This window comes from Chryseobacterium sp. ISL-6 (genome assembly GCF_018613715.1).
Lineage (GTDB): Bacteria > Bacteroidota > Bacteroidia > Flavobacteriales > Weeksellaceae > Chryseobacterium > Chryseobacterium paludis.
Genome location: NZ_JAGGPT010000007.1, coordinates 317,036 through 332,272 on the forward strand (window position 1 = coordinate 317,036; position 15,237 = coordinate 332,272).

14 protein-coding genes are annotated in these 15,237 nt (G+C 33.4%); 3 read left to right on the forward strand and 11 right to left on the reverse strand.

The genetic code is table 11. The annotated features are described in order from the left end of the window. Window positions 1-89: 89 nt before the first annotated feature. The 9 genes from J7E44_RS17095 to J7E44_RS17135 all read right to left on the reverse strand — a co-directional run bounded on the left by J7E44_RS17095 (window position 90) and on the right by J7E44_RS17135 (window position 9,270). Window positions 90-2,753: a beta-glucosidase gene (locus J7E44_RS17095; RefSeq protein ID WP_214831624.1), complete on the reverse strand. Its 2,664-nt coding sequence runs from the start codon at window positions 2,751-2,753 to the stop codon at window positions 90-92. Beyond that, entirely contained in the window at window positions 2,753-4,195 is a 1,443-nt protein-coding gene (locus J7E44_RS17100) for an alpha-L-fucosidase (protein WP_214831625.1), read from the reverse strand. Before J7E44_RS17100 ends, J7E44_RS17095 begins: the two co-directional genes overlap by 1 nt. A gap of 425 nt (window positions 4,196-4,620) precedes the next feature. Then, window positions 4,621-5,514 carry a TIGR01777 family oxidoreductase gene (locus J7E44_RS17105; RefSeq protein WP_251040613.1) on the reverse strand — a complete coding sequence of 298 codons (894 nt, stop codon included), beginning with the start codon at window positions 5,512-5,514 and terminating at the stop codon, window positions 4,621-4,623. Between the two features lie 75 nt (window positions 5,515-5,589). Further along, window positions 5,590-6,294, reverse strand: coding sequence for a YqjF family protein (locus J7E44_RS17110; RefSeq protein ID WP_214831626.1), 705 nt, complete (start codon window positions 6,292-6,294; stop codon window positions 5,590-5,592). Continuing rightward, window positions 6,291-6,740 (reverse strand): SRPBCC family protein, encoded by a 450-nt coding sequence (locus J7E44_RS17115; protein ID WP_214831627.1) that lies wholly within the window; start codon window positions 6,738-6,740, stop codon window positions 6,291-6,293. The genes J7E44_RS17110 and J7E44_RS17115 overlap by 4 nt, the downstream gene beginning before the upstream one ends. Further along, window positions 6,733-7,545: a DUF393 domain-containing protein gene (locus J7E44_RS17120; protein WP_214831628.1), complete on the reverse strand. Its 813-nt coding sequence runs from the start codon at window positions 7,543-7,545 to the stop codon at window positions 6,733-6,735. The genes J7E44_RS17115 and J7E44_RS17120 overlap by 8 nt, the downstream gene beginning before the upstream one ends. Next, a complete protein-coding gene (locus J7E44_RS17125) occupies window positions 7,542-7,919 on the reverse strand; it encodes a hypothetical protein (RefSeq protein ID WP_214831629.1) in 378 nt (125 codons plus the stop codon). The genes J7E44_RS17120 and J7E44_RS17125 overlap by 4 nt, the downstream gene beginning before the upstream one ends. A 149-nt stretch (window positions 7,920-8,068) precedes the next feature. After that, entirely contained in the window at window positions 8,069-8,758 is a 690-nt protein-coding gene (locus J7E44_RS17130; protein ID WP_214831630.1) for a hypothetical protein, read from the reverse strand. A gap of 8 nt (window positions 8,759-8,766) precedes the next feature. Then, window positions 8,767-9,270 (reverse strand): GbsR/MarR family transcriptional regulator, encoded by a 504-nt coding sequence (locus J7E44_RS17135; RefSeq protein ID WP_214831631.1) that lies wholly within the window; start codon window positions 9,268-9,270, stop codon window positions 8,767-8,769. Window positions 9,271-9,456: 186 nt separating this feature from the next. Between J7E44_RS17135 and J7E44_RS17140 the strand changes: the two genes are divergently transcribed. Next, window positions 9,457-10,659 (forward strand): C1 family peptidase, encoded by a 1,203-nt coding sequence (locus J7E44_RS17140; protein ID WP_214831632.1) that lies wholly within the window; start codon window positions 9,457-9,459, stop codon window positions 10,657-10,659. 271 nt (window positions 10,660-10,930) lie between these two features. Then, on the forward strand, window positions 10,931-11,092 hold the full coding sequence (locus J7E44_RS24415) for a bacteriocin-like protein (protein ID WP_449243641.1): 162 nt from the start codon (window positions 10,931-10,933) through the stop codon (window positions 11,090-11,092). 62 nt (window positions 11,093-11,154) lie between these two features. Here J7E44_RS24415 and J7E44_RS17145 read toward each other — a convergent pair whose 3' ends face one another. Then, window positions 11,155-13,587 carry an alpha-ketoacid dehydrogenase subunit alpha/beta gene (locus tag J7E44_RS17145; protein WP_214831633.1) on the reverse strand — a complete coding sequence of 811 codons (2,433 nt, stop codon included), beginning with the start codon at window positions 13,585-13,587 and terminating at the stop codon, window positions 11,155-11,157. A 137-nt stretch (window positions 13,588-13,724) separates the two neighbouring features. Between J7E44_RS17145 and J7E44_RS17150 the strand changes: the two genes are divergently transcribed. Next, window positions 13,725-14,018, forward strand: coding sequence for a hypothetical protein (locus J7E44_RS17150; protein WP_214831634.1), 294 nt, complete (start codon window positions 13,725-13,727; stop codon window positions 14,016-14,018). A gap of 218 nt (window positions 14,019-14,236) precedes the next feature. On the opposite strand, the gene J7E44_RS17155 is transcribed toward J7E44_RS17150, so the two are convergent. Continuing rightward, window positions 14,237-15,214 carry a polyprenyl synthetase family protein gene (locus tag J7E44_RS17155; RefSeq protein ID WP_214831635.1) on the reverse strand — a complete coding sequence of 326 codons (978 nt, stop codon included), beginning with the start codon at window positions 15,212-15,214 and terminating at the stop codon, window positions 14,237-14,239. Window positions 15,215-15,237: the final 23 nt, after the last annotated feature.

The following is a 15,237-nucleotide window of genomic DNA, read 5'->3' on the forward strand; positions in this document are numbered from 1 at the left end:
ATGGCTTTAACAAAATGATTACGATTAATTAAATTCATTCAGGTTTACAGTCAATCTTACATATATCGTACCAGCATTTTTGTAGCAATTTATTGAACTTCAATATTCTGCTTTAAAGGCAGGTTTTTGGAAGAATTTCCGACCATAATTCGGTATGTTCCCCGTTCCACAGTCCAATTCATTTTTTCATCTAAAAATTTCAACTCTTTAATAGGAAGTTCTATGGTCACCTGCTTTGATTCTCCCGGTTTTAGATATACTTTCTGAAAACCCTTCAACTCGATCACTGGTCTAGAGACTGAGGCTAATACATCTTTTACGTAGAGTTGAACCACCTCACTTCCATTTATTGATCCCGTATTTTTAACATTAACTTTAGCAATCACGGTTTCATTTTCAGTGTACTTTAATTTATCCAATTTTAAATCCGAAATTTCAAAAGTTGTATAGCTTAATCCAAATCCAAAAGGATATAGAGGTTCACCACTTAGGTCATAGTAATCATTTCCTCTTCCGGTTGGATGGTGATTATAACTTAACGGAAGCTGACCTTCTTCAACAGGAAAAGTAATGGGTAATTTTCCAGATGGGCTTTCTATTCCGAAGAGCACTTTTGCAACTGCATTTCCACCTTGCTCTCCTGGATACCAAACATCTAAAATCGCTCCTACCTCATCTTTCCAACTGGTTGTTTTTATAGCGGAACCACCTATTAAAACTACTGTCGTAGGTTTATTTAATTTTGAAACTCTATGAATAAACTCTTCTTGATTTCCGGGAAGACTTAAAGAAGAACGGTCTTGAAATTCACCTTCATGAATTCCGGCTGTAATAATAATATGATCTACCTCTTCAGCAAGCTTTAAAGCTTCATCAAAATCCTTTTGGCCATCAGGTATTCCATAGTTCCATATCAGCTCTATATGAGCTTCGCCTCTGTTTTCCCTAAATTCTACCTTTAAATCATACTCTTTATTTTTAGTAAAATTAACCTCAGCAGTTTGAGTTGAATAGCTAAGTTTTTCCCAACGATCAACAATCATTTTTCCATCCAAAAACAATCTGAATCCATCATTTCCCTGCAAGCCCAATTGGTACTTCCCTGACTCCGGAGCTTTTAATTTCCCGATCCACTGCACACTGTAATTATCCGGCTGTAGCTTTTCCTGATCCGGCGAATATAAGGTCCATTTAAAACTCAATTGTTCATCCTGTCTTTCAAAAGCAGGTTTCCCTTTCAGATCACTATTTGAAAAATAGCTCCCTTTTAATCCTTGCTTATTGTCAAACAACAAAAATTCACCAGGAACTGTCTTTAATTTTTTTAAATTCCAGTCAATCTCTTTTGAATAAACAATATCAACATTTTTATTTTTACAAAATTTTTTGATTCCTTCCAATATACTCACTTTGCTTTTTCCTGGCCCGGAATATCCACCTAATCTTGCATCAGCAGCATCCGCTCCAACAATAAGAATCTTTTTCATATGCTCAGATACAGGAAGGGTATTTTCTCTGTTTTGAAGGAGAACAAACGATTCAATTGCCGCTCTTTCCGCTAACTTTGAATGGTCAATTTTCTTCAAATCTTCAATATCCTTATCTGACACATATGGATTGTCAAATAATCCCAATTCAAACTTCGCTCTTAAAACCCTTGAAACGGCGTCATCAATTCTTTCTCGTGAAATCCTGCCGTCTAAAAATGGTGGAATAAACAGTTTATAGTGTTTGTAATCTGTTTGAAAAATAACATCTAAACCGGAATTAATTGCCTGCGCAGAAGCATCATCATAATCTTTTGCTGTAAAATGCAAGACATTCGCTCCACCTACGGCACTTGCATCACTAATCACGAAGCCTTTGAAATTCCAGTCTTTTTTCAATTTTTCAGTTAGTAACCAATGGTTGGCTGTGGATGGTCTTCCATCAAGTAAATTATAAGAGGTCATTACAGATCTGCTTTTTCCTTCTATAAATACTTTATGAAAAGGAATTAAGTGAGTTTCTTCCAAATACCGCTTACTCCAATGAATCGGATAAGAATCTCTCCCACCTTCACCTACGTTGGCGAGGAAATGTTTTGGTGTGGTAATGATTCCAAGATTTTCGAATGAACTGACAAAATTCACTCCCATCACAGAAATTAAAAAAGGATCTTCACCATAGGTTTCTTCCGTTCTTCCCCACCGCACGTCACTGGCAATATTGACTACCGGGGTTAAAATCTGACGGATTCCCCGTAATCTTGATTCTTTAGCAATAGCTGTTGAAACATCTTTCATTAATGAAGGGTTAAATGATGCAGAGAGGGCAATTGCCTGTGGAAAAGCTGTTGCGCCTTCACGCATTAAACCATGCAGGGCTTCATCAAAAGGAATAATGGGAATTCCCAATCTTGATTCTTCAATAAAATATTCCTGGATCGTATTGATTTTCTTTGCCAGCCTCTCTCCATCTTCGTTTGCATTATATTTTAGCATTTGCCCGGCTGCTCCATCACCTTGATTTCCAGCACTCACCTGTAGTCCAAAGATTCCGTGCTGATATTGTTTTTTTGGAATACCATCAAGATCTCCGGGAATCATGAAACATTGCCAGAACTTCTCTTCAGGAGTCATTCTTTTTAATAAATCCAGTACTCTTAGCTCAACTGGTTGTTTAGAATCTTTATATAAAGGTTTTTGTGCAGAAACGACAGCCATATTCAGAAACAAGGCCACTCCAATCAACTGATTACGATACGACTTCATTACTGAATTATTTGAATTACTGTTGCATACTTCAACTGTTTTCTTTCATCAGGAACTTGAACATCAATTCTATTCCCCTGTTGTTTCCATTTAATTTTAGATGAAATTCCTAAAATCTTTATTGATTTCGGTTTAAAGTTTTCAGGAATTGTAAAGTTCAAATCTGAAGGTGAGGAATAATCGGATTTTTCCTGAATATGGAAAATATTCAGCATTTTTCCGTCTTTGCTTTTAGTGTAATAAAAATCTCCTTCATGATAAGGCGCGACACTTCTTGTTGCAAACACCGCAGACTGATTTTTCTCCATCCATCCGGAAATTTCCTTTAGTCTTTCATACACAACTGCATCATAATCACCATCAGGACCTGGAGCAATATTCATCAGATAGTTTCCACCTCTTGAAATAATTTTAATTAAAGTTTCAATAATCTTTTGAGACGATTTATAATGATCGTTAGGAACATACGAAAAGGAATCTCCCATTGTGATGCAGCTTTCCCACGGAATTGACAGTGGTTGCTCAGGAACTGCCTGCTCTGGAGTAATATAGTTTTCCCATCTTCCAGGAACAGTTCTATCTACGATGATAATTCCCGGCTGATTTTTCCGGGCCATATTCCCAATCTTATCCATATCAATATCCTGTTCCACCTTAATGGTTCTCTGCCATTCTACATGAGGATCAATCGTATTAAAAGGTCGAACCCAGCCTCCATCCAGCCAAAGAATATCTATTTTGCCATAGTGTGAAGTGAGTTCATTAAGCTGATTAAATGTGAATGTCTTAAAGTTCTCCCATCTTTCAGGATATTTTTTTGGATCGTAGTTTACATTTCTGTCTTTAGGTGGAAAATAAGACCACCAATAATCATTAGAATGCCAGTCGGGTTTTGAGAAATAGGCACCAATCTTAAAACCATCTTTTCGAAACGTATTAAAAATCTCTTTTGTAATATCTGCTTTTGGATTCCTAGAAAAAGGGGTCTTTGGAGAAGTAATTTTATAATCTGATTCCCTGGTATCATACATGGCAAAACCATCGTGATGCTTCGTTGTAAAAACAACATATTTCATTCCCGCCTTTTTCGTAGCATCAGCCCATTTTTGGGGATTAAATTGAGTCGGATTAAAAGTAGTCTGCAGGTTTTCATAATTCTTTACGTATTCATTGTATGTTTTCCCATGCTCGGACTTACGTTGAGTCCATGATTCATCTTCAGGACATAAACTCCAGCTTTCAACCACTCCCCATTGGCTGTAGGTTCCCCAATGCATAAAAAGTCCGAATTTTAAATCCTGCCAGTCTTCCAGGTTTTTTACAACTAAAGGATCAGTAGGCTTTTCATAACCTTTTGAAACATTATGTGCCTGTGAAAAAAAGGTTGCAGAAAGAAAAAATGATGCAAGAAAAAAGGTTTTAGTTTTTTGTTGGATGAGCATAGAGAAATACTTTTCGCTAAAGTAATAATCCTGTTATGAATTCGCAAAAAATAGTTTTTTACTCAAATTGCTGATTATTCAACAACAGATCACTCAGATTTATCTACAGATCTGTGATCGTTTTTAGTTCCCACAGACTTCACAGATCCTTTCATTTTTATCGGAGATAAAAACCTTGAGCTTTAAAAACTCAATACTTAAAAAAACTTAGCGCCTTTGCGTTTAACTATTCTTCAGCTGCTTTAATGCAAAGTTTTATAATGATGCTGTTTAATTTAAGTTAGCAAAGAATAGCTTCGCTTAAGAAGCTTCTGGGGAAAATATAAAAATCTTTGATTTTTCAAGAACTTATGTGATCTTCTTATACGGTATGTATCAAACCTAAAATAACTAAAGTGTCTAAAAACTTTTGTGTCTTTTGTGGTTTAAATTAAATTTTGTAATGTAACATCAATATCCGGAAAAGAAAACCGGAAATTATTTTTCACCAATATTCCTGGATATACATTTCTGCTTTTTAGTAAAAGTTCTGTTTCTGTTCTCAAAAATATAGATGCAATTTCTAATTGCCAGAGCGGAGCATTCATTCCAAAAGGCATTCTTAATCGAGCTCTTAACTTCTTCATCAATTCTTCATTGGATAGAGGATTCGGTGCTGTTACATTAATTGGACCTGAAATATTTTCATTTTTAATGATCCATTCTACTGCACGACAGAAATCATCTACATGAATCCAACTGACATTTTGATTTCCTTTTCCCTGTTTACCTCCTAAGCCCAATTTCGTGATCTGAAGAAGTTTTGGAAAAGCACCTCCATTTTTTCCTAATACAATAGAAGTTCGTAAAGCCACTTTTCTTACCTCATCATGTCCAACTTTGAAAAATTCTTTTTCCCAGCTTTTACAGATATTCATTGAAAAATCATCGCCAATAATTCCATTTTCTTCAGTGTTCAAATGCTTTTCTGAATGCACATAAATGGTAGCTGAACTTGCATTGAGCCAAACTTTAGGCTTGTTAATACAGTTATCAATGGCTTGCTGAAGCACTTTTGTACTTTCAATTCTTGACGTATAAATTTCTTTTTTATTTTCATCAGTATACCTGCAGTCAACGGATTTCCCTGTAAGATTGATTAAAACATCAGAATCTTCAAGGAAATCTTTCCATTTATCTAATGTTTGGGCATCCCAATATACTTCGTTTTTGCGTTTCGGATTTCTGGTTAAAATATAAACCTGATTTCCTTTTTCTATAAAATATCTTTCTAGATTTCTTCCAAGAAAGCCGGTTCCAGCAGCTATAATTATTTTCATGATTATTGGGTTTAAGGTTTAAGGTTTAAGGTTTAAGGTTTAAGTAAAATACTTTCTTAGGAAACTTAAACCTAATTAAATGATATATTTTTTTACTTTGACTTCAATTTCAGAGCCTTCGGCAAGCATTACGGATATGGGTTCCTGATCATTCAAAAACTCAAAATCCTTTCCATAGATACTACGAAATTCAATGTCCAGTTGATAGCTTTTTACAGGATAATACTCCCATTTTGGATGGCAAACCTCATATTCAGATGTTTTACTATCTCTTTTGGTAAAGCCATAATAATGTTCGGTAATGAATTCAAACTCTGAGTTACTTTCCATTGGTAATGCTTCACTATCTGCTATCACCTCGATAGAATGCCAGCCTTTATCTTTCCACGAATATTGAACTTTCAGTTCACTATCTTCTTGATGAATCAAGTTTTTCATCGGCATTGTTTTGTAATTCTCTTTGTAAAAAGAATTGGCTATAAAACTTAATGCCCATTTCGGAACAATCTCTTTAATGAAAACAACTCCTCTTTTCCAGGTGTTCTTTTCTTTTTTCTTTACATAAAAACGAAGATTTACTTCTTCAAAATCCTGGTAAAAAGGGATTGACATTCCCAGTAATTTTGTATTTAAAAACATAAAGCCCACTACACTTACATAACATTTTCCATTATAAAAATCGAGTTCGGTACCTTGTGGAAGGTATTTTTCCAGAATTTCCGGACTTACTTCATAATTGATGATGGCTAATTTGCGCCATTCGGCTTTTAGAAAGTTCATGATTCAGCTGCTTTTTTAATGGTTGCATTTCTTTCCAGCAAAAAGCCTTTAAGATAATTTTTAAGGAAAAATGTATTAAACAATTTTCCGACAATGTTAAATGGAGATTCAAACTCGAAAATATCTGTCATTATTGTATTTTTACCTTCTTGTTTAAACAAATGCTGGTGTTTTAAAGATTTAAAGGTTCCTTTCAACATAATATCTGTAAACTCATAAGGTTTTTCCATGCTGCTTATCTTTGAGGTATGCGTTTGATAGAATCCTAAATGTTTTGCTCTCCAGGTTACCGTTTCATTCAGTTCTATTAATCCACTTGTACGTCCTGCAATAGCTTTTTCCTTAGTTTTGAATGTTGACTTCTGGTGTAAATCAATATCTCTCGCCAGATCAAAAACTACATCAATATCAGCTTTAATAATCGTTTCTAAACAAATTCTAGACATACCAGTAAATTAAAGTAATTAAAACTATTGTTCTGTAGATAATCCAGCTTATTGTTGGAAGAAAATTTAATCTTAAAATTTTGCATCTTCTTACATGCTCAAAAAACATGATAGAAACGATCATTCCAAAATAAATAATATAGAAAACAGAATTGAAATTGGTAAATAAAACAGGTATTAAAAGTAGCGTTCCAATCAATGACACGGTCATCATATTCCCCAGGTAATCCCAGATCTTATCTTTCAAATACTTTTTTAAAAATAGGGTTTGCCATGCAATTTGTCCTAAACAAACTATAAATTCCCTAAGAAAACTATGACCTAAATTCAAATTAAACTTACCTGTGTACAGACTCAAAATATATGCTGAGAAAAATACAACAAAAACCATGTATGTCAACCTGTATTTTAAATTAAAATCCGGAATACAAGATTGATCTGAATAGTCTTTTTTTGATGGAATAATCTGCTTTCTATTGTAAGAAACAAAAGAATATAATTTTTTAAAAAACCAATACAAAGGTTTTATTCTCGCTATTTTCTCCAATACCGGAAATGAATTTCCAATGATTAAAAGTAAACTGTCCAAACCATAAACAACTTCATTCTTATTGTGATCAACTAAAGCGATTTCATTTTTTGCACGGTTAAAATCTACAATTGATTTGTTTTTAAAAGTCATTTCACTAAATGCTTCTCTTCCATTTTCATCAAGCATTCCACATTTTGTAAACCCTTTTGAATAGATATTGCACATAGGACATTCATTGTCGTAGATGAGGGTGTGGTTTTTTAGCGTTTTCATTTTGTATGTTTTAAAGATTGGTATATTTTGTAAGTCTCATAAGTGTATAAAAATGCTAACACCGGACTGTATATAAGAGCAGCTATCAGAATGAATCCAAAAAAATTTGTAACATCATTATCATTTGGATTTAATCCTACTACAGCAACAGAGAGCCAAACAGGAATTATGCCTATTCCGTAAACAATATAGACTATTGATTTTTTCTTTTGCTGAAGAGCTTTTATGAAAAAGCTTATTAACTGTGGGATTCCCACTATGAAATAGAATAAAATAAATCCTACTCCTAAAAATACACCTATAAAAGCCGCTGTGATTCCCATTATTAAACAAGATAATTGAATATAGTAGTCATAGGTTATCCATTTTTCCATGTCAATCAGTTTTTAAAAGTTATTCTTTTTCTTCTTCCGAAATAAAAGATCAGAAATAAATGAATGATTAAATTTTTCATAATTATTATATTTTCAATAATCTTTGAAAGTTAATTTGAAATAAAAAAGGATTTTGAATCCTTTCCGTGCTATAAATTATTCTTTTTTAGATAGCCTGATATTTTATCATATAGATGGAAATGACAAGTTCCATCAATAATTGTATCATATTTCCCTTTGTATTCAAAAATATAAATCCCTGTAGTTGTACATCCACCATTTTGGGGTATCTGACGTATCCTGTTTTCAATATCGATGAAGTAGGCGAGTTCTTTTTTATCTATTTTCTTTGACCTTTGACCTCTCCAAACAAAATAATCATTCCCTTTATTTTCAAGGACCACAGAATCCGCATTATGATGAAAACAGCCCTTAGATTGATAAATTAGTTTTACATTACTATCTTTCAAGCTTTCAAATGCTAAATTTGCAATCTTTTTAATTGACTTATCAGGATTAATACTTATTCTATAATTTTTCGACTCAGCAACAACCTGTTCTTCATTTATTTTATCTCCAAAAAGATTGGTGTACACAAATGTATATTTTCCTTTATCAATACTATCAATTTCAATTCTCTGATCTAGGCTCGGAGTATATTCATCCGGCTTTAAACTCCTAAAAACCTTATTATTTCTCAGAATAGTAATTTCAAAGAGATCATAAAACCTTTTATCTGATTTGTCTACACTCTCTATGTTTATATCAAAACTCGCATACACCTTTTTTTGACAGCTCATCATACTCGCTAATAAAAATAATAGAATAAACTTTTTCATTCTCTTTGCTACTTCAATAAGTTAGTGATCTTTCCTACCAACCAGTGATCATCACTCTTAATCGCCAGATCCATAATGTTATTGATCTTTCCAGTCACTGAGCTAAAGTCATGCATTAATTTAATAAACTCCTTAGCTTCGTCTGAATCATTATCTTCAATGTTTTTCAACTCTTCTAAAAAAGAAATGACAGGTTCAATTTCTCTCTTTCTGCGCTCCTTAGTAATTTGTTTAAATAAAAACCAAACATCCTTTTCTGCGATGAAATATTCCTTTCTGTCTCCTTTCACTAATTCTTTCTTTACAATCCCCCAATCCATTAAAGCCCGTAAATTCATATTAGCATTTCCTCTTGAAATTTCAAGTTGCTCCATTACTTCATCTGTAGATAACGGTTTCCCACTTGTCAGAAGCAAAGCATGAACCTGTGCCATAGTACGGTTGATCCCCCAATTGGTAGCAAACGTTCCCCAAGTCTGAATGTATTTTTCTTTAGCTTCTGAAAGTTTCATTTTGTTTTCTTTTGAATTTCTATTACAAATGTAATAATAATTTTCGAACTTTCAATAATTATTGAAAGTTAAATTTTTTATTTTTTAATATATATTTTCCTAATAATATTCCCATTTCAAATTTAACTTTTCACGCTGTAACAAATCTCTTATAACAACGACTATTAAATAATAATCTTTATAGTAATGAAATATAACAAAATTGCATCATTACTTTTTGTTTTGTCTGCAGGAAGTATGATGTTCGCACAAGATGACTTGATCAACAAGTTAAAAAACAATCAATCTCAAAATGCCAATTTTAAATTTACCACTCTAAAAGATGTTGGTGCTACTTCGGTAAAAAATCAGGGTTCTTCAGGAACATGTTGGAGCTATTCAGGAAATTCTTTCCTGGAATCTGAAATGCAGCGTATGGGTAAAAAACCTGTTGACCTTGCAGAGATTTTTACGGCGAGAAATTCTTATCACGACAAAGCAAAATTATATGTACTAAATAGCGGAGCAATCAGTTGGGGTGATGGTGGAGAATTACATGATGTAATCAACATGTACAAAAAGTATGGAGCTGTTCCTCAGGATGTTTATACAGGATTAAGACCTGGGCAAACTACCAATAATTTTAAAGAAATGCAGGATAAAATAAAACCTGTATTAGACAGTTTGGTTCAGGCAGCTACAAAAGGTAAACTTTCTGATAACTGGATGTCTTCGGTAGATGCTATACTCGATGAATACTTAGGAAAAGTTCCAACAAACTTTACGTATAATGGGAAATCATATACTCCAAAAACATTCGCTAATGAAGTAGTAGGAATCAATGCTGAAGATTATGTAGAATTATCATCATACAAAGATTATCCATATTTTCAGAAATTCGTAAATCCAATTCCTGATAACTGGAGCCATGATTCTGACTGGAACGTTCCAATGACAGATATCACAGCTATTGTTGATAATGCAATATCTAAAGGATATTCTATTGGTTGGGCAACTGATGTTTCCGAGCCTTATTTCTCATACAAAAACGGAGTGGCTTATGTTCCGGATGTTAATTTGGATCAAATTACTCCTGAAGTAAAAAAAGAATTATTCACTGAGCCTAAAAAAGACAAAACGATCACAGAAGATATGCGTCAAAATGCGCTTAATAATCTTTCTACTACGGATGATCATGGTATGCACATTGTGGGATTGGCAAAAGATCAGAGTGGAAAAGAATATTATATGGTTAAGAACTCTTGGGGTGTAACCAATGATTTTGAAGGATATATTTATGTAACAAGACCTTATGTTGAATATAAATCAACTGCTATTTTGGTACATAAAAATGCAATTCCAAAAAGTATCTTAAAGCAATTAAAACCTACCAAAAATATTGGTTTATAAGAGTCACTATTGTCATTTGATATGACAATTTTAGATATTTAAATCTGTTAAAAAGCTGCTCTAAGAATTTTTAGAGCAGTTTTGTTTTTTACGAAATGCTAATACACTGATTCCAATAAGATGTTTGTATTCTAAAGACGTATCATTAATTTAAACAGAAAACATCAAAATATATAAAATTAACTCCCTGTTATAAGAATTAAAACACTAACAATGATTTGAAGTGAAACCAAAAATATTATATTTGTGATCAATCAACAAATCAAAAAATATGAAAAATTCAAAAAAATTAACAAAGTCAGAATTAAAAGGAATTAATGGCGGAAATGCTCCTGAATGTCCAGTTGGATCAATAGCATGTTATCATCGGCCTCAGAATGGCATTCCCAGCTATTGGACTTGTGAATTAAGTAGTGTTGGGTGCAAAAGTTAGAACCTATTAAAAACCCGCTTTCAGTATTTCTGAAAGCGGGTTTATTCTATTATTTATTCCAATTAAAATATCGCTGGATATTTTTGTGGGTTTGTTTCATTAAACATCGCGTAAATCTTTTCCACCATATCATCTGATGATGGTTTACTGAAATAATCTCCATCACTAGCATAAGCAGGTCGGTGATCATTTGCAGCAATTGTTAATGGATCAGAATCTAAATATCTAAAAGCTTTTTGCTTCTCTAAGATCTGTTGAAGAATAAATGCTGAAGTTCCACCTTCTACATCTTCGTCGATAACGACTAATCTGTTTGTTTTCTTTACACTTTCAGCGATTTCATTTGTTAAATCGAAAGGAATTAAAGATTGAACATCAATTACTTCTGAAGAAATACCTAATTTTTCCAATTCTTCAGCTGCTTCCATAACGACTCTCCATGTAGAACCGTACGTTACCAAAGTTACATCTTTACCTTCTTTAGTTACTTCAATTTTTCCTACAGGAACTGTAAATTCACCTAAGTTATCAGGCTGTTTTTCTTTTAGTCGATATCCGTTCAGACATTCAACAATAACTGCAGGATCATCACTTTGAAGCATTGTATTATAGAATCCGGCTGCTTTTGTAAGGTTTCTTGGAACAAGTACCAGAATTCCTTTTGAAAGGTTAAGGATTCCCGCCATTGGCGAACCTGAATGCCAGACACCTTCTAATCTATGTCCTCTTGTTCTGATGATCACAGGAGCTTTCTGCCCGCCTTTAGTTCTGTATTGAACAGTAGCTAAATCATCGCTCATTCCCTGAATACAATATAAGATGTAATCTAAATACTGGATTTCAGCAATAGGTCTTAGCCCTCTCATTGCCATACCGATACCCTGACCTAAAATAGTCGCTTCACGGATTCCTGTATCTGCAACACGAACTTCACCATATTTTTCCTGCATTCCTTCTAAACCTTGGTTTACATCACCGATATTTCCGGCATCTTCACCAAAGACAAGTGTTTCAGGATATTTTTCGAATATTTTATCAAAGTTATTTCTTACCACTACTCTTCCATCTACATCTTCAGAGTTGTCAGAATAAACAGGCTTAACCTCTTTAATATTTTCTGCTTTCCATTGAGACTGAGAATATAAATGAGATGAATAGTTGTCTTTTTCCACTTCCAAAATCTCATTGTATTTCTGCATCAATTGGTTTCTTTCGGAAGTGTTTGTACCTCTTGTAGCCAATAATGATATCCTTACTAAATGGAAGATATCTTTCTTAGCTTTAGAAACTAATTTATTAAACTGCGCAATGTAATTTTCAATCTCTGCATTTTGTCCTTTAAGATTTTCAACCAAAGGTAAAACAGATTTCGATAGATCAGAAATTGTTTTCTGGTAATTTTCCCAAGCTATTTTCTGGCCTGCCTTTACCATTTTTTTAGCTTCCTCATCTATGGCATCCAATTCTTCAGTTGCAGCAATAACCTCTTCTTTTCCTTCAATTTCAATTGAGTAATTCAAAATCCATTCTCTGAATTTTACTAATCCATCAAAATCAGCTTCCCATGAAAGACGCTCTTCATTCTTATATCTTTCGTGAGAACCCGAAGTAGAGTGACCTTGAGGCTGCGTAACTTCAATTACGTGAACCACTACAGGAACACTTTCTGTTCTTGCAAAATGTTCTGCTCTAGCATATGCGTCCAATAAAGCTGGATAATCCCAAGCTTTTACCTGAATAATTTCACAACCCTGGTTTTCACCTTCTTTTCTTTGGAATCCGCTTAACATTTCAGAAATGTCAGCTTTCGCTCTCTGATTCTTAGTAGGTACTGAAATCCCATAACCATCATCCCAGATTGAAACGATCATAGGAACTTGAAGCGCACATGCTGCGTTCAATGTTTCCCAGAAATGGCCTTCTGCTGTAGAAGCATCTCCAATAGTTCCGAAAGCAATTTCGTTTCCGTCCTTTGAGAACTTCTCAGAACCGTCAAATTTTACTGATTTATATATTTTTGAGGCCTGAGCCAATCCTAACAATCTAGGCATCTGACCTGCTGTTGGAGAAATATCTGAAGAAATATTTTTCTGAGACATCAAATTCTTCCAGCTTCCATCTTCATTTAAACTTCTTGTTGCGAAGTGACCATTCATTTGTCTCCCTGCTGAAGCAGGCTCTCTCTCAACGCTTGTATCAGCATATAACTGTGCAAAAAAGCTTTCAACCGTTAAGGCATCTACAGCCAATGCAAAAGTCTGATCTCTATAATATCCTGAACGGAAGTCCCCATTTCTGAAAACTTTCGCCATTGCTAACTGTGGTAACTCTTTACCATCACCGAAGATCCCAAACTTAGCTTTCCCAGTAAGAACCTCTCTTCTACCCAGGTAAGACATTTCACGAGAAATTCTTCCCAACTTATAGTCTTCAAGTATTTGATTTTTAAAATCTTGAAAGGAAATCTTCTGTGTTTCAATATAGGTTGTTTGCATAGCCAAATATAAAAATTTTTAGTTCTCGAAGTATTTTGCTAATATACACTTTTTAAATTAATTTTAATTTTTAATAATCTTTTTTAAAAATTTGATAATAGAGGAAATTGTGTTTTATTTTAAATAAATTTGTATAAATGGAAAAAAAATCACCGCATATATTAAATGCATCGAGTAATCTTTTAGGGTTTTCTTTGATCATAATTACATCATTGAAAATCACTAAAATCAGTGTTCATACTTATTTAGATGAGTTTGCGGGAATTGCCTGTATTCTTTTTGCATGCAGTTGTTTCTTTTCATTTTTAGCAATAAGATCTAAAAGTGAAAAAAGAGAAACCAAGTTTGAAAACATTGCGGATTATTTATTTTTAATCGCATTATTATGCATAGTCCTAGCTGTTATAATTGTTACACTAAGAATAATTTAAACATTTATGGATAGTTTAGAAATAATGATCAAATAAAACAATTTACAAATCCACTGACCGCTTTATAATCAGATTCGCTTTATTTTAGGATAAATTGAAGATTACGACATTTAAGTATTTTACCAATAATTGATTATGGCAGAGAATTATATCAATCGGATATACTTGGAAACCTTAATTATTTTCAGAATGAATGTGTGATCATTCACTGCTTTTTATTAAAACTTTCTTTCAATTACATAATCTAACATACTGTGCAATGATCTTTTGGCTTCAGAATCGGGAAATTCATTAAGAAGATCCTTTGCCTTTTGTTGAAAATCTTTCATTACACGAATTGCATAATCCAAACCACCTGAACTCTTTACAAAAGCGATTAATTCTTTTACACGTTTTTGGTCGTTATTATAGCGTTTTATGGTATTTAGATAATATTTTCTGTCTTTGTCACTCGCAATTTTCAAAGTATGAATTAAAGGGAGAGTCATTTTCTGTTCTTTAATATCGATACCAACAGGCTTTCCAATAACGTTTGAACTTAGATAATCGAATAAGTCATCTTTAATCTGAAATGCCATTCCCGTATAAGTTCCAAAATCCTGCATTCTTTTAGCAAGCTTTTCTCCTGCATTATTCGATAAGACTCCTATTTCACAACATGCCGCGATCAATGTTGCTGTTTTCTGACGGATAATTTCATAATAAACATCTTCTGTAATATCGAGCTTTCTTGCTTTTTCCAGCTGAAGAAGTTCACCTTCAGACATTTCTCTGATTGTTCTGGAGATAACAGCCAGTAAATCATAGTCTTTATGATCCGTTGATAATAACACTGATTTTGACAATAAATAATCACCTACCAAAACTGCAATTTTATTTTTCCATAGTGCATTAATAGAGAAAAAATTACGTCTTTTAAAACTTTCATCCACAACATCATCATGAACCAGTGTCGCGGTATGGATCAATTCTATCATGGAAGCTCCGCGATAAGTCTTTTCATTAACATCACCTATCAGTTTCGCACAGAGAAATACAAACATCGGACGCATTTGCTTTCCTTTAGTAGTAACAATAAACCGAGTTACTTTATCTAATAAAGGGACTTTACTCTGCATTGATTCATAAAACTTCTGCTCGAAAAGTTTCATTTCTTCATTGATCGGTTGTTTGATTTCTTCTACAATATTTGCCAAAATCGGTGAGTGATGAATAAATA